This window comes from Streptomyces pseudoechinosporeus (assembly GCF_054783935.1).
Genome location: NZ_BAAGPS010000017.1, coordinates 93,016 through 114,804, shown reverse-complemented (window position 1 = coordinate 114,804; position 21,789 = coordinate 93,016). Strand labels below are relative to the sequence as shown.

19 protein-coding genes are annotated in these 21,789 nt (G+C 70.0%); 18 read left to right on the top strand and 1 reads right to left on the bottom strand.

The genetic code is table 11. The annotated features are described in order from the left end of the window. The coding region (locus ACYVO6_RS22485) for a PHP domain-containing protein (protein ID WP_461063791.1) at positions 1-247 on the bottom strand (247 nt) is incomplete at its 3' end. Between the two features lie 136 nt (positions 248-383). Between ACYVO6_RS22485 and ACYVO6_RS22480 the strand changes: the two genes are divergently transcribed. From ACYVO6_RS22480 to ACYVO6_RS22395, 18 genes are all read left to right on the top strand, one after another. Next, complete coding sequence (locus tag ACYVO6_RS22480; RefSeq protein WP_461063789.1) at positions 384-1,325, top strand: LysR family transcriptional regulator; 942 nt, start codon at positions 384-386, stop codon at positions 1,323-1,325. Between the two features lie 191 nt (positions 1,326-1,516). Further along, positions 1,517-2,845: an OFA family MFS transporter gene (locus ACYVO6_RS22475; RefSeq protein WP_461063787.1), complete on the top strand. Its 1,329-nt coding sequence runs from the start codon at positions 1,517-1,519 to the stop codon at positions 2,843-2,845. Further along, positions 2,817-2,960 (top strand): MFS transporter small subunit, encoded by a 144-nt coding sequence (locus tag ACYVO6_RS22470; RefSeq protein ID WP_461063785.1) that lies wholly within the window; start codon positions 2,817-2,819, stop codon positions 2,958-2,960. Before ACYVO6_RS22475 ends, ACYVO6_RS22470 begins: the two co-directional genes overlap by 29 nt. 135 nt (positions 2,961-3,095) lie before the next feature. Further along, complete coding sequence (locus ACYVO6_RS22465) at positions 3,096-4,034, top strand: beta-ketoacyl-ACP synthase III (RefSeq protein WP_461063783.1); 939 nt, start codon at positions 3,096-3,098, stop codon at positions 4,032-4,034. 145 nt (positions 4,035-4,179) lie between these two features. After that, entirely contained in the window at positions 4,180-4,857 is a 678-nt protein-coding gene (locus ACYVO6_RS22460; RefSeq protein WP_461063781.1) for a GntR family transcriptional regulator, read from the top strand. Positions 4,858-5,063: 206 nt separating this feature from the next. Then, complete coding sequence (locus tag ACYVO6_RS22455) at positions 5,064-6,245, top strand: ROK family transcriptional regulator (protein ID WP_461063803.1); 1,182 nt, start codon at positions 5,064-5,066, stop codon at positions 6,243-6,245. A 140-nt stretch (positions 6,246-6,385) separates the two neighbouring features. Beyond that, complete coding sequence (locus tag ACYVO6_RS22450; RefSeq protein WP_461063779.1) at positions 6,386-7,903, top strand: sugar ABC transporter ATP-binding protein; 1,518 nt, start codon at positions 6,386-6,388, stop codon at positions 7,901-7,903. After that, on the top strand, positions 7,900-8,919 hold the full coding sequence (locus ACYVO6_RS22445) for an ABC transporter permease (RefSeq protein WP_461063777.1): 1,020 nt from the start codon (positions 7,900-7,902) through the stop codon (positions 8,917-8,919). The genes ACYVO6_RS22450 and ACYVO6_RS22445 overlap by 4 nt, the downstream gene beginning before the upstream one ends. A gap of 87 nt (positions 8,920-9,006) precedes the next feature. After that, positions 9,007-10,044, top strand: a complete 1,038-nt coding sequence (locus ACYVO6_RS22440; protein WP_461063775.1) for a substrate-binding domain-containing protein — start codon at positions 9,007-9,009, stop codon at positions 10,042-10,044. A 76-nt stretch (positions 10,045-10,120) separates the two neighbouring features. Beyond that, positions 10,121-11,323 (top strand): Gfo/Idh/MocA family protein, encoded by a 1,203-nt coding sequence (locus ACYVO6_RS22435; protein WP_461063773.1) that lies wholly within the window; start codon positions 10,121-10,123, stop codon positions 11,321-11,323. 13 nt (positions 11,324-11,336) lie between these two features. Next, complete coding sequence (locus tag ACYVO6_RS22430; protein WP_461063771.1) at positions 11,337-12,341, top strand: sugar phosphate isomerase/epimerase family protein; 1,005 nt, start codon at positions 11,337-11,339, stop codon at positions 12,339-12,341. An 83-nt stretch (positions 12,342-12,424) separates the two neighbouring features. Beyond that, positions 12,425-14,935, top strand: coding sequence for a PQQ-dependent sugar dehydrogenase (locus ACYVO6_RS22425; protein WP_461063769.1), 2,511 nt, complete (start codon positions 12,425-12,427; stop codon positions 14,933-14,935). A gap of 14 nt (positions 14,936-14,949) precedes the next feature. Then, positions 14,950-16,332: a ThuA domain-containing protein gene (locus ACYVO6_RS22420; RefSeq protein WP_461063767.1), complete on the top strand. Its 1,383-nt coding sequence runs from the start codon at positions 14,950-14,952 to the stop codon at positions 16,330-16,332. A 133-nt stretch (positions 16,333-16,465) separates the two neighbouring features. After that, positions 16,466-17,644, top strand: a complete 1,179-nt coding sequence (locus tag ACYVO6_RS22415) for an inositol-3-phosphate synthase (RefSeq protein WP_461063765.1) — start codon at positions 16,466-16,468, stop codon at positions 17,642-17,644. Next, complete coding sequence (locus ACYVO6_RS22410) at positions 17,641-19,071, top strand: SCO3242 family prenyltransferase (RefSeq protein ID WP_461063763.1); 1,431 nt, start codon at positions 17,641-17,643, stop codon at positions 19,069-19,071. Before ACYVO6_RS22415 ends, ACYVO6_RS22410 begins: the two co-directional genes overlap by 4 nt. A gap of 1 nt (position 19,072) precedes the next feature. Beyond that, on the top strand, positions 19,073-20,209 hold the full coding sequence (locus ACYVO6_RS22405; RefSeq protein ID WP_461063761.1) for a sugar phosphate isomerase/epimerase family protein: 1,137 nt from the start codon (positions 19,073-19,075) through the stop codon (positions 20,207-20,209). Next, positions 20,206-20,913: an EboA domain-containing protein gene (locus tag ACYVO6_RS22400; RefSeq protein WP_461063759.1), complete on the top strand. Its 708-nt coding sequence runs from the start codon at positions 20,206-20,208 to the stop codon at positions 20,911-20,913. Before ACYVO6_RS22405 ends, ACYVO6_RS22400 begins: the two co-directional genes overlap by 4 nt. Further along, positions 20,913-21,788: a TatD family hydrolase gene (locus ACYVO6_RS22395; RefSeq protein ID WP_461063757.1), complete on the top strand. Its 876-nt coding sequence runs from the start codon at positions 20,913-20,915 to the stop codon at positions 21,786-21,788. The genes ACYVO6_RS22400 and ACYVO6_RS22395 overlap by 1 nt, the downstream gene beginning before the upstream one ends. Position 21,789 lies beyond the last annotated feature (1 nt).

Sequence of the window (21,789 nt, the reverse complement as noted above, 5' to 3'; positions counted from 1 at the left end):
GGATCTTCCGCTTGTTGCGCCGGGACTCCGGCGCCACGTACGCCTCGATGCCGATGATCGGGGTGACGCCGGCCTTCTTGGCGGAGTGGAAGAAGTCGTACGCCCCGTGCAGGTTGCCGTGGTCGGACATGGCGATGTGCGTCATGCCCATCTCGTTGCACGCGTCGAACATGTCCTTCAGCCGCGCGGCACCGTCCAGCAGCGAGTACTGGGTATGGACGTGCAGGTGCGTGAAGGATCGGGACACGACGGCTCCTGAGACACAACGCTGAGTTGTCGGGTGAGTGGTCCGGGAGCGCCATCAAAGCCATCAGCAAGTGGAGGGATCAAACAACTCGGGGGTCTCCTGCACAATCAACGGTTGTACACATAGCGTTCTGCGCATGAACCTGGAATCCGTGCGGGCCTTCGTCGCCGTGGCCGAAGAAGGACAGTTCCAGCACGCGGCCGCCCGGCTCGGCGTCAGCCAGCAGGCCGTGTCGAAACGCGTCGCGGCCCTGGAGTCCTCACTGGACGTGATGCTGTTCAAGCGCGTCGCCACGGGAGCGGCCCTGACGTCGGACGGCCGGACGTTTCTGCCGCATGCCCGGGCCGTACTCGTCGCGGTCAGACAGGCCGTCGAGTCCGTGCGGCGCGAGACGCGTCCGTTGCGCGTCGACGTACTTGGCGATCGGCTCGCCACGACGACGGTACTGCTCGAGTTCCACCGCGCACACCAGGACATCCCACTGAAGACCGTGATGCTGAGCGGTGTGGACGTCTCGGTCCGTGCGCTCGCCGACGGCGAGATCGACGCGGCGTTCGTCTACGAGCGGGAGCCGGTCCGGGACCTCGTCCCCGGGCTCGACGGAGCGCTCGCCTGCCTGGAGGCCCTGCAGATCGTCGTCGGCGAGCGGCACCCGCTGGCAGGAGCCGAATCCGTCAGCCCGGCCGAACTCGTCCCTTTCACCGCCTGGGTTCCGGGGATTGTCGAAGGCAGCGAATGGGGTGACTGGTATCGCGAGCTCGCCGAGGAGTTCTCGCTCACCATCGACTCGGCCGGCCCGAACTTCGGCATGGAGGCACTCCTGGAATCGGTCGGCGCGTCACGATCGATTTTCACCTTCTTCGGGGAGAGGGTCCGGATCGACCTGCCGAGGCATCACAATCTCCGGCGCATCCCCGTCGTCACGCCGACGCCCGTCTATCCCTGGTCGCTCATCTGGCACTCCGCCAATCGACACCCCGGCCTTGCGGCGCTCGTCGAACACGTGCGTCGCAGCCCTCCGCCCTCCGACACCACCGGCCTGTGGCTGCCCCGCCGTTTCCGCGAAGACGTAACGTAATGGTGGTCAACGTGACGGTGGTCAAGCGGACTTGCCGAAGTCCGGCGCGGAGCCCGCCAAAGGCACCACGAAGCCGCCCGTCGGCCCCCGACGACCGTTCGTCGCGTCTGGGATACCGTTCATCGCATACCGTCGACGCGTTCGGCGGACCGACTTCCCAACTCGGCGACAGATTCCTATCGTTCGGGATCATGAGTCCACCCATAGCGCCACCCGGCTGGAGTCGCTGGCTCGTTCCGCCCGCTGCCCTGTCGGTTCATCTCTCCATCGGTCAGGCCTACGCCTGGTCCGTGTTCAAACCGCCTCTGGAGTCCGCGCTCGACCTCAGCGGCACGCAGAGCGCGCTGCCCTTCCAACTCGGCATCGTGATGCTTGGGTTGTCCGCCGCGTTCGGCGGCACGCTCGTCGAGCGGAACGGGCCGCGCTGGGCGATGACCGTGGCCCTGATCTGCTTCTCGTCGGGCTTCCTGCTCTCCGCGCTCGGGGCCGCCACCGAGCAGTACTGGCTGATCGTCTTCGGCTATGGCTTCGTCGGCGGCATCGGTCTCGGTATCGGGTACATCTCACCCGTCTCGACGCTCATCAAGTGGTTCCCGGACAGGCCCGGCATGGCCACCGGCATCGCCATCATGGGCTTCGGCGGCGGTGCGCTGATCGCCTCGCCCTGGTCCGCGCAGATGCTGGAGTCGTTCGGCTCCGACAACTCCGGTATCGCGCTCGCGTTCCTCGTGCACGGGCTGTCGTATGCCGTGTTCATGCTGCTCGGCGTCCTGCTGGTGCGCGTGCCGCGCAGCGAGAAGCCGGTCGCGTCCGGGCCGAGTGCCTACGAGGGCGTGCAGGTGTCGGCGCGCAACGCCGTGCGCACCCCGCAGTTCTGGTGCCTGTGGATCATCCTCTGCATGAACGTCACGGCGGGCATCGGCATCCTGGAGAAGGCCGCCCCGATGATCACGGACTTCTTCGCCGACACCTCGACGCCGGTCTCGGCATCGGCGGCGGCCGGTTTCGTCGCACTGCTCTCGGCCGCCAACATGGCGGGCCGTATCGTCTGGTCGTCGACGTCCGACCTGGTCGGGCGCAAGAACATCTACCGCCTCTATCTGGGCGCGGGCGCGCTGATGTACGCGCTGATCGCATGGGTGGGCGACTCCTCGAAGCCGCTGTTCATCGTCTGCGCGCTGGTGATTCTCTCCTTCTACGGAGGCGGCTTCGCGACCATCCCCGCCTATCTGAAGGACCTCTTCGGCACCTACCAGGTCGGCGCGATCCACGGCCGGCTGCTCACCGCCTGGTCGACCGCCGGAGTCCTCGGACCGCTGATCGTCAACTGGATCGCGGACCGGCAGGAGGAGGCGGGCAAGTCCGGTGAGTCCCTGTACGGAATGTCCCTGATCATCATGATCGGGCTGCTGGCCATCGGCTTCGTCGCCAACGAGCTCGTACGTCCCGTCCATGCCCGCCACCACATCCCCGCCCCGAAGGAGGCCGCCGATGTCCACGAGCGACAGCAGTCCGCCTAGCGCTCCGCCCGGCCGCCGGGGATTGATCGCCTTCTCCTGGGTGTGGGTGGGAGCGCCGCTCGCCTACGGTCTGTACGAACTGGTGCGGAAGGCGACGCAGCTGTTCACCGGGTAAGTGCTCGGGTGTCCGAGCGTTCAACAGAAGCCGACAAGGCTGACGCCGCTTTCCTGTGGCTTCACCTGTCCTCGTACCCGTGAGTACCCGAACAGACTGGTGGGTCCTACACCCAGGCAACGAGGGGGACCGCCCATGATCGGCTCACGCATCGTCGCAGTCGGCCACTACCAGCCCGCCAAGGTACTCACCAACGAGGACCTGGCGGGTCTGGTCGACACCAGCGACGAGTGGATCAGGAGCCGGGTGGGCATCCGCACACGGCATATCGCCGGACCCGACGAACCGGTCGACGAGCTGGCCGCGCACGCCGCCGCCAAGGCCCTCGCGGCGGCCGGACTCGCTCCCGACGACATCGATCTGGTCCTGGTGGCCACCTCCACCGCAGTCGACCGCTCGCCGAACATGGCCGCCCGGGTCGCCTCCCGCCTCGGCATCCCGTCCCCGGCCGTGATGGACCTCAATGTCGTCTGCGCGGGCTTCACGCACGCGCTGGCCACCGCCGATCACGCCGTACGCGCCGGGGGCGCGAGCCGGGTGCTCGTCATCGGCGCCGACAAGATGTCCGATGTGGCGGACTGGACGGACCGTACGACCTGCGTGCTCGTCGGGGACGGGGCGGGGGCCGCGGTCGTCGAGGCTTCGGAGGAGGCCGGGATCGGGCCCGTCCTGTGGGGTTCCGTGCCCGAGATGGGGCACGCGGTACGGATCGAGGGCACGCCTTCGCGGTTCGCGCAGGAGGGGCAGAGCGTCTACCGGTGGGCCACCACCCAGCTCCCGCCCATCGCGCGCAAGGCCTGCGAGCGGGCGGGCCTGGACCCCGAGGACCTCGCCGCGGTCGTCCTCCACCAGGCGAACCTGCGCATCATCGAGCCGCTCGCCGAGAAGATCGGCGCCGTGAACGCCGTCGTCGCGCGCGATGTCGCCGAGTCCGGCAACACGTCCGCTGCGAGCATTCCGCTCGCCTTCTCGAAGCTTGTCGAACGCGGCGAGATCTCCACCGGCGATCCGGTACTGCTCTTCGGCTTCGGCGGCAATCTGTCGTACGCGGGACAGGTGGTCCGCTGCCCGTGACGTGCGGGTTCGCCGTGATGTGACGAGTCCAACTGCCCCTCGCCCTGGCCGGTGTGCGCCGTAGACTGTAGACGAAAGACAATTGATACTGGCTGGCACTGGCTTTCCGGCTGCCGCGCTGCCGTTGCCCAGGAGGGGGACCGCGATGTTGTCGACAGGACTGCCGCAGGGGGCGGTACCCAAGCTCGAACGGCCGGGGCCGCTCAGGGACCGTGTTTACGAGGCGCTCCTTGAACTCATCACGACGCGCGCCCTGCAGCCCGGCCAGCACCTGGTCGAGAGCGAGCTCGCCGGGCACCTCGGGGTCTCCCGGCAGCCGGTGCGCGAGGCCCTGCAGCGGCTGAACACCGAGGGCTGGGTCGATCTGCGGCCCGCGCAGGGCGCGTTCGTGCACGAGCCGACGGAGGAGGAGGCGGACCAGCTCCTCACGGTCCGTACGCTCCTGGAGGCCGAGGCCGCCCGCCTCGCCGCCGCCAACGCGGGCAGCGCCGGCATCAGCGCCCTGGAGGAGCTGTGCGCCGAGGGCGAGCGGGCGGTGGACGCCGACGACGTGGACGGCGCGGTCGCGATGAACGCCCGCTTCCACGCGAAGGTCATGGAGCTGGCGGGCAACGCGGTCCTCGCGGAGCTGGCCGCGCAGGTCGACCGCCGGGTCCGCTGGTACTACACCCCCGTCGCCCGCCAGCGCGGCCACCAGTCCTGGATCGAACACCGCGAACTCATCGCGGCGATCTCGAACCGCGACGAGCAGCGGGCCACGGAGGTCATGCGCGCCCACACGGAGCACACGCGCAGGACGTACCACGCGCGACAGCGGGGGTAGCGCCTGCGGGCGCGCCTCAGGCCCGCGCCCATCCTGCTCGCCAAGCAGCGCACCCACCATTGCCCTGCCACCCTTTGTCCTGTGAGTGGAGAAAGTTGGCAGCAATTCGTGCGCAACTTCTTCCCACCTTCGGCAGCCGCTGCTACGTTCCCCTCGAAAGCCAGTCGAAGCGGTGCCGATAAGGCGGGGAGGGGCTCGTGAGACGTATGACGGCGCGACCCGCGAACGCCCACCAGGCGCGGCTGCTCAGGCTGTTGCGTGACGACGGGCCCAACTCCCGTGCTCAGCTGGGCGATCGGGTCGACCTCTCGCGGTCCAAGCTGGCCGTGGAGGTCGAACGTCTCCTGGAGACGGGGCTCGTGGTGGCCGACGGACTCGCCGCCTCGCGCGGTGGCCGACGTTCCCACAACATCCGGCTCGCGCCCGCTCTGCGCTTCCTCGGTGTGGACATCGGCGCGACGTCGATAGATGTGGCCGTCACCAACGCCGAGTTGGAGGTACTGGGTCACATCAACCAGCCCATGGACGTACGCGAGGGCCCGGTCGCGGTCTTCGAGCAAGTCCTGTCCATGGCGGCGAAGTTGAAGGCCTCGGGGCTCGCGGAAGGATTCGACGGCGCCGGCATCGGCGTACCAGGCCCTGTCCGCTTCCCCGAGGGCGTCCCGGTCGCCCCGCCGATCATGCCGGGCTGGGACGGCTTCCCGGTGCGCGAGGCGCTGAGCCAGGACCTCGGCTGCCCCGTCATGGTCGACAACGACGTGAACCTGATGGCCATGGGGGAGCAGCACGCGGGCGTCGCACGCACCGTGGGCGACTTCCTCTGCGTCAAGATCGGCACCGGTATCGGCTGCGGCATCGTCGTCGGCGGTGAGGTCTACCGCGGTACGACGGGTAGTGCCGGCGACATCGGCCACATCCTCGCGGTACCGGACGGCCGCCAGTGCGCCTGCGGCAACCGGGGCTGCCTGGAAGCCCACTTCAGCGGCGCCGCACTCGCCCGCGACGCCACGGAAGCCGCCCAGCAGGGGCTGTCGCCCGAACTCTCCAGCCGCCTGGAGACGAACGGCAGCCTCAGCGCCGTCGACGTCGCCGCCGCGGCCGTCGCGGGCGACACCACGGCGCTCGATCTGATCCGCGAGGGCGGCTTCCGCACCGGCCAGGTCATCGCCGGACTCGTCAGCTTCTTCAACCCCGGCCTGGTGGTGATCGGCGGCGGGGTGACCGGCCTCGGCCACACCCTGCTCGCCGCGATCCGCACCCAGGTCTACCGCCAGTCGCTGCCCCTCGCGACCGGCAACCTCCCGATCGTTCTGGGTGAGTTGGGCCCCACCGCCGGAGTCATCGGCGCGGCCCGGCTCATCAGCGATCATCTGTTCTCACCCGCTTAACGCCGCACGTCAGCACCAGAGCCGCACGAAAAGCTCACCAGCACGGCACCCTGCACCGCTCCCAACAGGCACTCCGCACCGCCCCCGCCTTACCCCACCCTGCCCTGAACCGGCCCGCACGCCCGCCAAGGGGAACCGTCATGGCATCCGAACCACCGCTGCTCACCATGTCCGGGATCACCAAGTCGTTCCCCGGCGTCCGCGCGCTCGACGGCGTCGACCTCGACGTCCAGCCCGGCGAGGTGCACTGTCTGCTCGGCCAGAACGGCGCCGGGAAGTCCACCCTCATCAAGGTCCTGGCCGGCGCCCACCAGCCCGACAACGGCACCATCAACTGGCGCGGCTCCCCCGTCACCCTCCGCTCGCCGATCGCCGCCATGCGCCTCGGCATCGCCACCATCTACCAGGAACTCGACCTGGTGGAGGGCCTGTCGGTGGCCGAGAACGTCTACCTGGGCCATGAGCCGACGACCGCCGGTTTCGTCGTACGACGCAAGGGCGCACGCGCCTCAACAGCCGCCCTGCTCAAGCGACTTGGGCACCCTGAGATCGATCCGGCCCGTCTCGTCGGCGACCTGTCCGCCGCCCATCAGCAGATCGTCTCCATGGCGCGGGCGCTCTCCCACGACGTACGCCTCATCGTCATGGACGAGCCGTCCGCCGCCCTCGACCCCGACGAGGTCGACAACCTCTTCCGTATCGTCGGCGACCTCACCGCCGACGGCGTCGCCGTCGTCTACATCTCGCACCGCCTGGAGGAGATCCGCCGCATCGGCGACCGCGTCACGGTCCTCAAGGACGGGCGCGCGGTGGCGGGCGGGCTGCCGGCGAAGTCGACGCCGACGCGCGAGGTCGTGGCGTTGATGACGGGGCGGAACGTGGAGTACGTCTTCCCCGAGCGGCCGGAGCACGACGCGCTCCCGGAACCGGTACTCGAGGTCAAAGGCCTTGCCCGCGAAGGGGAGTTCGCACCCCTCGACCTCAGCCTCCGGCCGGGCGAGATCGTCGGCCTCGCAGGACTCGTCGGCTCCGGACGCTCCGAGATCCTGGAGACCATCTACGGCGCGCGCAAGCCGACCGCGGGTCAAGTCCTCGTCGAGGGAAGGCGGTTGAAGCCGGGCAGCGTACGGGACGCCGTCCGCGCCGGACTCGGACTCGCTCCCGAGGAGCGCAAGGCGCAGGCCCTGCTGATGCTGGAGTCCGTCACGCGGAACGTGTCCGTGTCCTCCATGTCCCGCTTCTCCTACGGGGGTTGGCTGGACCGGAGCGGCGAGCGGGAAGCGGCCCTGAAGGCCACGCGCGAGCTGTCGCTTCGCCCCGACAACCCCTCCGTGCCCGTGCGCACCCTCTCAGGCGGCAACCAGCAGAAGGCCGTCCTGGCCCGCTGGCTGCTGCGTGGCTGCCGGGTGCTGCTGCTCGACGAGCCCACCCGCGGTGTCGACGTCGGCGCCCGCGCCGAGCTGTACGCCGTCATCCGCCGCCTCGCCGACGAAGGCCTGGCCGTGCTCCTGGTCTCCAGCGAAGTCCCCGAAGTCCTCGGGCTCGCCGACCGCGTCCTGGTGCTCCGCGAGGGCCACGTCGTGCACACGGCGCCCGCCCGAGAGCTCGACGAACCCCGTGTACTCGACCTCGTCATGGAAGGAACTCCGGCGTCATGACGCAGCACGCATCACCGCCCCGGGATGACACCCCGAAAATGTCGCCGGTGGAGGGAACCAGCCCCTGGCGGGCACTCACCGCCCGCGCCGACGTCCGCACCCTCTCACTGCTCGGCGTGCTCGCCGCCCTGATCATCATCGGCGGCATCACCAAGCCCGACCAGTTCCTCGACACCCGCAACCTCCAACTCGTCCTCACCCAGGCCTCGGTCATCGGTGTCGTCACCGTCGGCATGACCTTCGTCATCGTCTCCGGCGGCATCGACCTGTCTGTCGGCGCGATCGTCGCGCTCGCCTCCGTATGGGCCACGACCGTGGCCACCCAGGAGTACGGCTTCATCGGCATCCTCTTCACCTCGGTGATCGTCGGCGTGGGCTGCGGCCTGGTGAACGGCATGCTGATCGCGTACGGCGCCATGGTCCCGTTCATCGCGACGCTCGCCATGCTCGCCTCGGCCCGCGGGCTCGCCCTGCAGATCACCGACGGAAACACCCAGGTCGTCACCGTCCAGAGCGTGCTGGACCTCGGCGGGCGCGACGCCTACGTCCTGGGTATCCCGCCGCTGGTCATGGTCTTCGCGGTGGTCACCGTCATCGGCTGGCTGCTGCTCAACCGCACCACCTTCGGACGGCGGACCGTGGCCGTCGGCGGCAACGCGGAAGCCGCCCGGCTCGCTGGTATCGACGTACGCCGGCAGCGGCTGTACCTGTATCTGCTCTCCGGGCTGTGCTGCGGCATCGCCGCCTTCCTGCTGATCGTGCTGTCCGGTTCGGGCCAGAACACCAACGGCAACCTGTACGAACTCGACGCCATCGCCGCCGCGATCATCGGCGGCACGCTGCTCAGCGGCGGGCGCGGCACCATCGTCGGCTCGGTGCTCGGCGTCCTGATCTTCACCACGATCACCAACATCTTCGCCTTGAACAACCTGCAGAGCGACGTCCAGCAGATCGCGAAGGGCGCGATCATCGTCGCCGCCGTGCTCGTCCAGCGCCGTACCGCACATACGACTTGACGCCCGTACCGCACGCACGACTTGACGCCAGTACCGCCAGCACAACTTGAGCCGTTTCGCACGTCCTTCACGGAAGGGTCCACCGCCATGCCAGAGCTCACGAGCCGCAGAGGACTGCTCTTCGGCACCGCCGCCGTCGGGGCCGGCGCGCTCCTCGCCGGTTGCACGAGTAACGAGTCCAGCGACGAGCCGGCCTCCAACGACCAGCCCGCCGCCGACGACAAGCCAGGCAAGCAGGTCACCATCGGCTTCGCGGGCCCGCAGGCCGACCATGGCTGGCTGAACGCCATCAACGACAACGCCAAGAACCGGGCCAAGAAGTACAAGGACGTCACGCTGGAGATCACCGAGGGCTCCAACGACACCGCCGCGCAGATCGGCCAGATCGAGACCCTGATCAACAAGAAGGTCGACGTCCTGGTGGTACTGCCCGCCGACGGCAAGGCCCTCACGCAGGTCGGACTCCAGGCCATGCGCGCCGGCATCCCCGTCGTCAACCTCGACCGGATCTTCAACTCCCCGCAGGCGTACCGCTGTTGGATCGGCGGAGACAACTACGGCATGGGTCTGAACGCCGGTCACTACATCGGCGAGAAGCTCAAGGACAAGGAGAACGCCCGGGTCATCGAGCTCGCCGGGATCGACAACCTGGAGCTGACCCAGCAGCGTACGCAGGGCTTCGACGCGGCCCTCAAGAACTACCCGAACATCAGGAAGGTCGCCCGGCAGTCCGCCGACTTCACCGTCGAGTCGGGGCAGGCCAAGATGTCCCAACTGCTGCAGGCCCAGTCGAACTTCGACGCCCTGTGGAACCACGACGACGACCAGGGCGTGGGCGCCCTGCGCGCCATCGACCAGGCAGGCCGCGACGACTTCCTGATGGTCGGCGGCGCGGGCGCGCTGTCCGCCTTCCAGGCCATCAAGGCGGACGACGGCGTCCTCAAGGCCACCGTCCTCTACCCGCCGACCATGGCCGCCTCCGCGATCGACCTCGCCCGCGCCCTCGGCCAGGGCAAGGGCGTCGGCGGCCTCGCCGAGTTCGAGATCCCGGCATCCCTGACGCTCTACTCGGCCGTCGTCGACAAGGAGAACGTCGACCAGTACATGCCCACCGGCTTCAAGTGACCTGTCCACCGGCTTCCAGTGATGCGCACCGCCACAACACCCCCCACAGCGCCACGACGACGAGGAGGACATCTCCATGGGACAGCCGCACCAGGGCGACGAGGCAGCGAAGCCCGCGCTGGGCGTGGGCATGGTCGGATACGCGTTCATGGGCGCCGCCCACTCCCAGGGCTGGCGCACCGTGGGCCGCGTCTTCGACCTGGCGCGCCGACCCGTCCTCGCCGCCGTCTGCGGCCGTGACGGACAGGCCGTACGCGCGGCGGCCGACCGGCTTGGCTGGGCGGCGGCCGAGACCGACTGGCGGGCGCTGATCGCCCGGGACGACGTCGACCTCGTCGACATCTGCACGCCCGGCGACAGCCACGCCGAGATCGCCCTTGCCGCACTGGCCGCGGGCAAGCACGTGCTGTGCGAGAAGCCCCTCGCCAACACGGTGGAGGAGGCCGAGGCGATGACCGAGGCTGCCGAAGCCGCAGCCGCACGCGGCCAGGTGGCGATGGTCGGCTTCAACTACCGCCGGGTGCCCGCCACTTCGCTCGCCCGGAAGATGGTCGCCGAGGGACGGTTGGGCGCCCTGCGCCACGTACGGGTGACGTACCTTCAGGACTGGCTGGTGGACCCGGAGTTCCCGCTGACCTGGCGGCTGCGCAAGGAGACGGCGGGCTCGGGCGCGCTCGGCGACCTCGGCGCGCACATCGTCGACCTCGCGCAGTACCTCGTCGGCGAGCCGGTCGTGGGAGTGTCCGCGCTCACCGAGACCTTCGTACGGGAGAGGCCGCTGCCCGGCGGACCGACCAGCGGCCTGTCCGCCGTCTCCGCCAACGGAGTCGGCCAGGTCACCGTCGACGACGCCGCCCTGTTCACCGGCCGGTTCGCCTCGGGCGCGCTCGCCTCCTTCGAGGCCACCCGGTACGCCACCGGCCGCAAGAACGCTCTGCGCATCGAACTCAACGGTGAACACGGCTCGTTGGCCTTCGACCTGGAGCGGCTCAACGAACTCGAGTACCACGACCACCGGGAGCCCGGCACCCACGCGGGCTTCCGCCGCATCCTCGTCACCGAACCCGACCACCCCTACCTGGAGGCCTGGTGGCCACCCGGTCACGGCCTCGGCTACGAGCACACCTTCGTCCACCAGGCCCGCGACCTGGTGACCGCCATCGCCGAGGGCAGCGCACCGGTGCCCTCCTTCGCCGACGGGCTGCAGGTGCAGCGCGTGCTCGCGGCCGTCGAGGAGAGCGCCGCGAAGAACTCCGTATACACCCCCATCGCGAGTTGAGGAGGGCCGTTCCATGCCGCGCAACTTCACGCTCTTCACCGGCCAGTGGGCCGACCTGCCGCTCGAGGAGGTCTGCCGGCTCGCCCGCGACTTCGGCTACGACGGACTCGAACTCGCCTGCTGGGGCGACCACTTCGAGGTCGACAAGGCACTCGCCGACTCCTCGTACCTCGACTCCCGGCGACAACTGCTCGACAAGTACGGCCTGAAGTGCTGGGCCATCTCCAACCACCTGGTCGGCCAAGCGGTCTGCGACGCCATCATCGACGAACGTCACCAGGCGATCCTCCCGGCCCGCATCTGGGGCGACGGCGAGGCGGAAGGCGTACGACAGCGGGCGGCAGCCGAGATCGCCGACACCGCGCGCGCGGCGGCGGCCTTCGGTGTCGACACCGTCATCGGCTTCACGGGGTCCGCGATCTGGCATCTGGTCGCGATGTTCCCGCCCGCCCCCGAGTCGATGATCGAGCGCGGCTACGAGGACTTCGCCACCCGCTGGAACCCGATCCTCGACGTCTTCGACCACGAGGGCGTGCGGTTCGCCCACGAGGTCCACCCGAGCGAGATCGCGTACGACTACTGGACAACTCACCGCGCGCTGGAGGCAGTTGACCACCGTCCGGCCTTCGGGCTGAACTTCGACCCTTCGCACTTCGTCTGGCAGGACCTCGACCCGGTCGGCTTCCTGTGGGACTTCCGCGACCGGATCTACCACGTCGACTGCAAGGAAGCACGCAAGCGCCTCGACGGACGCAACGGCCGCCTCGGCTCGCATCTGCCCTGGGGCGACCCGCGCCGCGGCTGGGACTTCGTGTCCGCCGGCCACGGCGACGTCCCGTGGGAGGACGTCTTCCGGATGCTGCGCTCCATCGACTACACGGGACCCATCTCGGTCGAGTGGGAGGACGCGGGCATGGACCGCCTCCAGGGCGCACCCGAGGCACTCACCCGACTCAAGGCGTACGACTTCGAGCCGCCGACGGCGTCCTTCGACGCGGCGTTCGGCGGCAACGACTGATCTTTTCGACGCACCTCCGGGGTGACGGCGCACCCCGGCGACCCGCACACACCCGTACGACCAGCCCCATCGTGGAGGCATTCGTGCACCCGTACGTCAGAAACAGGAACACCAGAAGCCACACCAGACGCCCGAGACTTCGTGGGGCCCTCGCATTGCTGAGCGGTCTGCTGCTCGCGGGCGCCTCACTCGGCCTCACCGCCCCCGCGGCCGGCGCAGCCGTCGCCGACCCGGGTGGCGCCCCGGCGGCGGCTGCCGAGCCCACGGCAGAGGACTTCCAGCAGGTCACCCTCGCCAAGGGCGAACCCGAGGTCGGCGAGCCCATGTCGCTCGCCGTCCTCCCGGACCGCTCGGTCCTGCACACCTCGCGCGACGGCGAACTGCGCCTCACCGACGCCTCGGGAAACACGAAGCTCGCGGGCAAGCTCGACGTGTACGCGCACGACGAGGAAGGCCTCCAGGGCATCGGCGTCGACCCCGGCTTCGCCGACAACCGCTTCATCTACCTCTACTACGCCCCGCCGATGAACACCCCGGCGGGCGACGCCCCCGAGACGGGCACCGCCGCCGACTTCGCGCCCTTCGACGGCGTCAACCGGCTCTCCCGCTTCGTCCTGAAGACGGACGGCACCCTCGACACCGCCAGCGAGACGAAGATCCTCGACGTCCCGGCATCCCGCGGCATCTGCTGTCACGTGGGCGGCGACATCGACTTCGACGCGGCGGGGAACCTGTACCTGTCGACCGGCGACGACTCCAACCCGTTCCAGTCGGACGGCTACACCCCCATCGACGAGCGCGCGAACCGCAACCCGGCCTTCGACGCCCAGCGCACGGCCGGCAACACCAACGACCTGCGCGGCAAGATCCTCCGCATCAAGGTGAACGCCGACGGCTCGTACGCCATCCCCGACGGCAACCTCTTCGCACCCGGCACGGACAAGACGCGCCCCGAGATCTACGCGATGGGCCTGCGCAACCCGTTCCGCTTCAGCGTCGACAAGGAGACGGGGATTCTGTACGTGGGTGAGTACGGCCCCGACGCCGGAGCCGCCGACCCCGCCCGTGGTCCCGCGGGCCAGGTCGAGTTCGCCCGCATCACCGAGCCCGGCAACTTCGGCTGGCCGTACTGCACCGGCGACAACGACGCCTACGTGGACTACGACTTCGCAACCGGCGCTTCCGGTGCGGCATTCGACTGCGCCGCCCCCAAGAACACCTCGCCGAACAACACCGGCCTGACCGACCTGCCTCCCGCGCAGCCCGCCTGGATCCCGTACGACGGCGCGTCCGTCCCGGAGTTCGGCGACGGCTCCGAGTCCCCGATGGGCGGCCCGGTCTACCACTACGACCCGAACCTTGACTCGCCGGTCAAGTTCCCCGAGGCGTACGACGGCGACTTCTTCGCCGGGGAGTTCGGCCGCCGCTGGATCAAGCGGATCAGTTCGGACGCCGACGGCACGGTGCAGTCCATCAACGACATCCCGTGGACCGGCACCCAGGTGATGGACATGGCCTTCGGCCCGGACGGCGCGCTGTACGTCCTCGACTACGGCCTGGCGTGGTTCGGCGGCGACGAGAACTCCGCTCTGTACCGGATCGAGAACGCGACCGACGGACACTCGCCCGTGGCGCAGGCCGCGGCCGACCGTACTTCCGGACAGGCACCGCTGCGGGTGAAGTTCTCCTCCGCCGGCACCAGTGACGCCGACGGCGACTCCCTCACGTACAACTGGGACTTCGGCGACGGCGGTACGTCCACGTCGGCGAACCCCACGCACAAGTACACGAAGAACGGGACGTACACGGCGACGCTGACGGCCAAGGACCCCAGTGGCCGTACCGGCAGCTCCAGTGTGCAGATCGTGGTGGGCAACACGGCGCCGAAGGTGACCCTTGAACTGCCGCGTGACGGGCAGCTGTTCAGCTTCGGGGACGCTGTGCCGTTCAAGGTGAAGGTCACCGACCCGGAGGACGGGACCATCGACTGCGCCAAGGTCAAGGTCACGTTCATCCTTGGCCACGACAGCCACGGTCACCCGGTGACCTCGGCGAACGGCTGCACCGGCACCATCCAGACCAGCGCCGACGGCGGCCATGACGAGGACGCCAACATCTTCGGCGTCTTCGACGCGGAGTACACCGACGGCGGTGGCGGCGGCCAGGAGGCGCTCACCACCCACGACCAGGCCGTCACCCAGCCCACGCACCGCCAGGCCGAGCACTTCGGGAAGGCCTCGGGAGCCAAGGTGCAGACACGTGCCACCGCGCACGGCGGTGAGACCGTCGGCGACATCAACAACGGCGACTGGATCTCCTTCGAGCCCTACGTCCTGAGCAATGCCAAGAAGATCACGGCACGGGTCGCCTCCGGCGGCACGGGCGGAAAGCTCGAGATCCGCGCGGGCTCACCCAAGGGACGCGTCCTCGGCACCGCGACCGTTCCGGTGACGGGCGGCTGGGAGAACTACCAGGACGTCAGTACGTCCCTGAAGGGCGCACCGCGCGGGACGACCACGCTCTACCTCGTGTTCAAGGGGCGTGGCACCGGAGCGCTGTACGAGGTCGACGACTTCACGTTCACGACCGGCTGAGGGGGTGTGCCGCGATGCGAGCAACAGGCAGAACGGTGACGGCAGTTGTGGGCGCCGCCCTGCTCATCGGGTGTGTGTCGGGGCCCGCTGTGTCGAAAGGCCCCGACTCGAAGGGGTCCCCGGCTGACAGGGTCCTGGTGTTCTCCAAGACCGCCGGCTTCCGGCACGACTCCATTCCGGACGGGATCGCCGCGGTGAAGGACCTCGGCGCCGCGAACGGATTCGCCGTGGACGCGACGGAGGACGGGGCAGCCTTCACCTCCCGCAACCTCGCCAAGTACGACGCGGTCGTGTTCCTGTCCACCACCGGAGACGTGCTCAACGAGGCCCAACAGAACGCCTTCGAGGGCTACGTCCGGCGCGGCGGCGGCTACGTGGGCATCCATGCCGCCGCCGACACCGAGTACGACTGGGCCTTCTACGGCGGTCTTGTGGGCGCCTACTTCAAGTCGCACCCGGCGATCCAGCCTGCACGGATCGAGGTCGAGGACCATGCGCATCCGGCCACTTCGCATCTCGCGGAGTCCTGGAACCGTACGGACGAGTGGTACGACTACCGCTCCAATCCCCGGGAACGCACCCATGTCCTGGCCTCGCTCGACGAGTCGTCGTACACCGGCGGCACGATGAACGGCGACCATCCGATCGCCTGGTGCCAGAACTACCAGGGCGGCCGTTCCTTCTACACCGGGGTCGGCCACACCAAGGAGTCGTTCGCCGATCCTGTCGTCCGGGAACACCTGCTGGGCGGGGTCCGCTGGGCGATCGGGGCCGCGGAGGCCGACTGCCGCTCGGAGAACGGCTACCGGCCGCTCTTCGACGGCACGGCTCAGTCGCTGTCCGCCTGGAAGCAGGCCGGGCCGGGTTCGTTCAGCCTGGGCGACGACGGCACGCTCACGTCTTCGGGTGGCCTGGGCATGCTCTGGTACGGCGCATCGGGGTTCGGCTCGTACTCGCTGAAGCTCGACTGGAAGATGGCGAGTGCCTCCGGTGACGACAACTCCGGTGTCTTCGTGGGCTTCCCGGCCTCCGACGATCCCTGGTCGGCGGTCAACAACGGGTACGAGATCCAGATCGACGCCACGGACACGCCCGACCGCACCACCGGGTCCGTCTACAGCTTCCAGTCCGCCGACATCAGGAAGCGCGACCGTGCGCTGAATCCGCCGGGGGAGTGGAACACGTACGAGATCCGCGTGGAGGGCGAACGGCTCCGCGTCTATCTCAACGGCGTGAAGATCAACGATTTCACCAACACCGATCCGGCGCGAAGCCTGCGTGACGGTCATATCGGCATCCAGAACCACGGGGCCGACGACCAGGTGTCCTTCCGTGACATCCGGATCAAGGAACTGCCCGCGAAGGCGTCGACACGGTCGGCTCCACCGGGTGACTGAGCGACGGCGGGCGGGGGACGCCGGACTCCCGCCCGCCGTCTTCCTTCTGGTTTTTGCAGGGCTCTCTGGCTTCTGTACGGCCGTCTGGTTCGCGTACGGCCCGTCTGGTTCGCGTACGACAAGGAGGCTGACCATGTCCGCCGAACCGTTCCCTTCCGAGTCCCGGATGTCCGAGTCGCGGGTGGGCGTGTGGTTGATCGGAGCGCGCGGTTCCGTCGCCACCACCGCCGTCGCGGGCTGCGCGGCCATGACCGCGGGCCTGCACCCTCCGACGGGCATGGTCACCGAGACCGACCTTTTCTCCGGCTCCGGACTGCCGCCGTTGTCGTCCCTGGTCTTCGGCGGCCACGACACGGAGGACTGCCCCCTGCCCAAGCGCGCGGAGGTCCTGGCCGCCGGGGGAGTCCTGCCGCACGGCCTCCCGACGGCCGTGGGAGCCGAACTCGCCGCTGCGGACCGGGAGATCAGGCCGGGCGGCCCGCTCCCCGGGGACACCCGGGACACGGAGGAACTGGTGGCCGCCTTCGCAGCGGACATGGAGGACTTTGTACGCCGCCACGGTCTCGCGCGGGCGGTGGTCATGAACGTCGCCTCCACGGAACCGGCTCCGGCCGGGACCGAGCTGCCTCCTAGCTCGCTCTATGCGGCGGCGGCGTTGCGGGCCGGCTGCCCATACGTCAACTTCACGCCGTCCACGGGTCTGCATCACCCGGCGCTGGCGTCAGCCGCCGTCTCGTCCGGGCTGCCGTACGCGGGCCGTGACGGCAAGACCGGCCAGACCCTGCTGCGGTCGGTGCTGGGCCCGATGTTCGCGCAGCGCGCGCTGGCGGTCCGTGCCTGGTCCGGCACGAACCTGCTGGGCGGCGGTGACGGCGCGGCCCTGTCCGACCCGGCTGCCGCGGCGGCGAAGAACGCCGGCAAGGAACGCGTCCTCGCCGACACCCTCCGCACGGTCCCCGAGGGCGAGGTCCACATCGACGACGTACCGGCGCTCGGCGACTGGAAGACCGCCTGGGACCACATCGCCTTCGACGGCTTCCTCGGCACCCGCATGATCCTCCAGACCACCTGGCAGGGCTGCGACTCCGCCCTCGCCGCGCCTCTGATCCTGGACCTGGCCCGCCTGGTGGCTCGGGCTCACGAGGCGGGTCTTTCGGGCCCGTTGAGCGAACTGGGCTTCTACTTCAAGGACCCGGTGGGGGAGGGGCCTTCGGCTCTGGGGGAGCAGTACGCGGAACTGGGGCGGTTCGCGGGGCGGTTGCGGGCGCCGGGAGCGCGGGAGCCGCGAAGGCTTTCGGGGGAGGGGCGATGAGGGGGTTGGGGCGCGGGGTGACGGGTGGTGCTTCGGCGGACAAGGGCTCCGCGCGGCGGCTGCGGCTGCTGAGTGCTGGGCTGGTGTGGCGGCTTGGTGGGGTGATGAGCTCGCGGCCGGGAGCGGCGGTCGGTGGTACGCGGTGGGCGGGTGGACGTCGGCGGTCCGGGCGGACGGGGGAGCCCCTGGTCGGGGCGACGGGGGCGCGCCCGAGCGCGGGCACCGGAGTGCGCCTTGAATCGGGTGGCCCTGACGCACGGCCGCGCGCGACGAGCCCCCGGCCGAACCCCTGGGCCGAACTGCTCCGCCTCCCTGCCCTGTTCACCGTCCCTGGCGACGCACTCGCGGGCGCAGCCGCGGCCGGAGCACGCCCGACCTCGCGCACCCTGCTCGCCATCGGCTCCTCCCTCTGCCTGTACGAAGCGGGCATGGCCCTGAACGACTGGGCCGACCGCACCGAGGACGCCATCGACCGCCCCCACCGCCCGCTGCCCTCGGGCCGCATCAGCCCACGCGCGGCACTCGCGGCAGCCGGAGGCCTGACGGCTGCGGGCCTGGCTCTGGCAGCCCGCGCAGGCCGCCGACCGCTGGCGGTCGCCGGAGCGCTGGCAGCCACGGTCTGGGCGTACGACCTGATCCTCAAACGCACGGCCGCCGGTCCCGCGGCGATGGCCACCGCCCGAGCCCTGGACCTCCTCCTCGGCGCGGCAACCACCAAGGGCGATACGCGCGGGGCATGGCCCTCAGCCCTGACTCTCGGTACCCACACCCTGGCAACCACCACCGTCTCCCGCCACGAAACCCGGGGCGGCACACCCGCGGCCCCATTGGCTGCCCTCGCCACCACCACAGCGCTGACCTGGGCCATGACGCGCCGCCCTGGGGCAACGGCCCGGGCGGTCGGCGCGAGCCGAGACACCGGCTCCGGCACGCGGCTGGCCAGAACCCATGGCACCCACCGCGCGGAACCGCCGTCGAGCCGGTGCACCGGCTCGACGGCGGCCGGCATTGTCGGCCTCGCGAGAGCTGCGTGGCCCCTCAGCGCCCTGTCACACGCCAGGTCCCTGCCACCCGTCAGGGCCCTCAGCCCGGGGCACGGGCGAGACCCGGGACCGGGCCTCGTGGAAAGCCCTGGCTCGGGCCCCGGCCGCAGCCTCGGCTCACACTCCGCGCAGGCAACCGCCGAAGACGCCATACGCACAGCACTCGCCGTCGCCTACGCCGCGACCTGCGCCCGCCCCCTCTTCCACGCCGCCCTCAACCCGTCACCCCCGCTCACCCAACGGGCCGTCGGCGGCGGCATCCGAGCCATGATCCCGCTCCAGGCCGCCCTCGCCGCACGCTCGGGCGCCCTCACCACGGCCCTGCTGACGGCCGCCCTCGCCCCGGCGGCCCGCAAGTTCGCCCGGAAGGTGAGCGTGACGTGACATGAGCCCTCAGCCCAGCCGCCAGGCCACCGGCTCACAGCCGAGCTCCGGAGCCGATACGCCTATCGCTCCTCAGCCAAGCCCCGGCGCCGTCGCGCCCTCCTGCTCTCAGCCCACCAACGACCACCCCCTCCGCTACGGCTACGGCACCAATGGCCTCACCGACCTCCGCCTGGACGACGCCCTCTCCCTGCTCGCCGACCTCGGCTACGACGGCGTAGGCCTGACCCTCGACCACATGCACCTGGACCCGCTCGCTTCGGACCTCGCGGCCCGCACCCGCCGAGTCGCCCGCAGGCTGGACGAACTCGGACTGGGCGTCACCATCGAAACCGGCGCCCGCTATGTCCTCGACCCGAGGCACAAGCACGGCCCGTCGCTGCTGGACCCGGACCCGGATCAACGGGCCCGACGTGTCGACCTGTTGATCCGGGCGGTCCAGGTAGCCACCGACCTGGGTGCCCACGCCGTGCACTGCTTCAGCGGCATCACCCCCGAGGGCACGGACGAGGACACCGCCTGGAAACGCCTCGCCGAAACACTCGCCCCCGTCCTCGACACCGCCACCACCGCCGGCATCCCACTCGCCATCGAACCCGAACCAGGTCACCTCCTCGCCACCCTCACCGACTTCCACCGCCTCCGCCGAACCTTGGGCAGCCCCGACGCCCTCGGCCTCACCCTCGACATCGGCCACTGCCAGTGCCTCGAACCCCTCTCACCCGCGGAGTGCGTACGCGCCGCCGCCCCCTGGCTCCGCCACGTCCAGATCGAGGACATGCGTCGCGGCATCCATGAGCACCTCCCCTTCGGCGACGGGGAGATCGACTTCCCGCCCGTACTTGAAGCCCTGGCCACCACCCCCTATCAGGGCCTGATCTGCGTCGAACTGCCCCGTCACTCCCATGCAGGCCCTCAACTCGCCGAGCAATCCCTCCAGTTCCTGCACCACACGGCCGTTTGTCTCGATTCCAAAGAGCCCGCCAAGTCCCAAGAGCCGGACAACTCCCAATTGCCCGACGGCTCCCACGGCTCCCAAGGCCCGACAACTCCCAAGTCCCCGACGGGCTCCCAAGTCCCCGACGAGACACCGATCCCCGGCGAGGGCCCCGCCACCTCCGAAGGGAGAACCCCGTGAACCACCTCCACAACGCCACCCCTTCTCCCGCCCCGCTGACGGAAGCCGTCGCTGCCCTGCACGCCCGCCTGAACTCCCAGCTCGACGCCACCGCCCGCGCCTGGCTGGACCGTGCCCTGGACGAGGCAGCGGCCCACCCGGGCACGCACGGGCCCATCTCCGTCTGGGAGCTGCGCATCGCCGAGGCGGGTCGTCGCTGCGGGCCCGAGCACGCCGACGCCGCCCGCGTCCTCCTCCTGCACGCGGCCCGGGCCGACGCCGACACCCTCGCCCGCGCCTACCGCCAGGGCACCGCCGCCGAACGCCGCGCCGTCCTGCACGCCTTGCCCCACCTGGTACCGGGCCCCGAAGCCCTGCCGATCGTCGAGGACGCACTGCGCACCAACGACACCCGGCTCGTGGCCGCCGCCGTCGGCCCGTACGCCGCCCGGCATCTGGACGCCCACAACTGGCGGCACGCGGTCCTGAAGTGTCTGTTCACCGGCGTCCCCATCGACGCGGTGGCCGAACTGTCCCGCCGCGCCCGTGCCGACTTCGAACTGGCCCGCATGCTCGGCGACTACGCCGACGAACGCTCCGCCGCGGGCCGTCCCGTGCCCGAGGACCTGTACCGCGTCCTGGCCCTGACCGAGCCCGGGAGCGATGTGCCGACCGCTTCGGCACCGTCGCGCGACCCCGGCACCCCGTCCGGCAAGGAGTCCTGATGCGCATCTTCGACCCCCACATCCATATGACGTCACGGACCACCGACGACTACGAGGCCATGTACGCGGCCGGCGTCCGAGCCCTCGTGGAACCCTCCTTCTGGCTCGGCCAGCCCCGCACCTCACCCGCCTCCTTCCTCGACTACTTCGACTCGCTTCTCGGCTGGGAACCCTTCCGTGCCGCCCAGTACGGCATCGCCCACCACTGCACGCTCGCCCTCAACCCCAAGGAGGCGAACGACCCCCGCTGCGTGCCCGTCCTCGACGAACTGCCCCGGTATCTCGTCAAGGATCACGTCGTGGCTGTCGGCGAGATCGGCTACGACTCGATGACCCCCGCCGAGGACACCGCACTCGCCGTCCAGCTTCAGCTCGCCGCCGACCATGAGCTGCCCGCCCTCGTCCACACCCCGCACCGAGACAAGCTGGCGGGCCTGCGCCGCACCCTCGACGTCGTCCGGGAGTCCGCGCTGCCCCCGGACCGGGTGCTGGTCGACCACCTCAACGAGACCACGGTCAAGGAGGCCAAGGACGGCGGCTGCTGGCTCGGGTTCTCCGTCTATCCGGACACCAAGATGGACGAGGAGCGGATGGTCGCGGTCCTTCGGGAGTACGGGCCGGAGCGGGTCCTGGTCAACTCCGCCGCCGACTGGGGCAGAAGCGACCCGCTCAAGACCCGCAAGGTCGCCGACGCCATGCTCGAGGCAGGTTTCACCGAGGACGACATCGACCAGGTGCTGTGGCGCAACCCCGTCGCCTTCTACGGACTCAGCGGCCGTCTCGACCTCGACATCGCCGACACGGACGCCACCCACGAGGGCAACTCCATCCTCCGCGGCACCCCCGTCACCGACTCGGCCACCCCGGAGGCGTAAC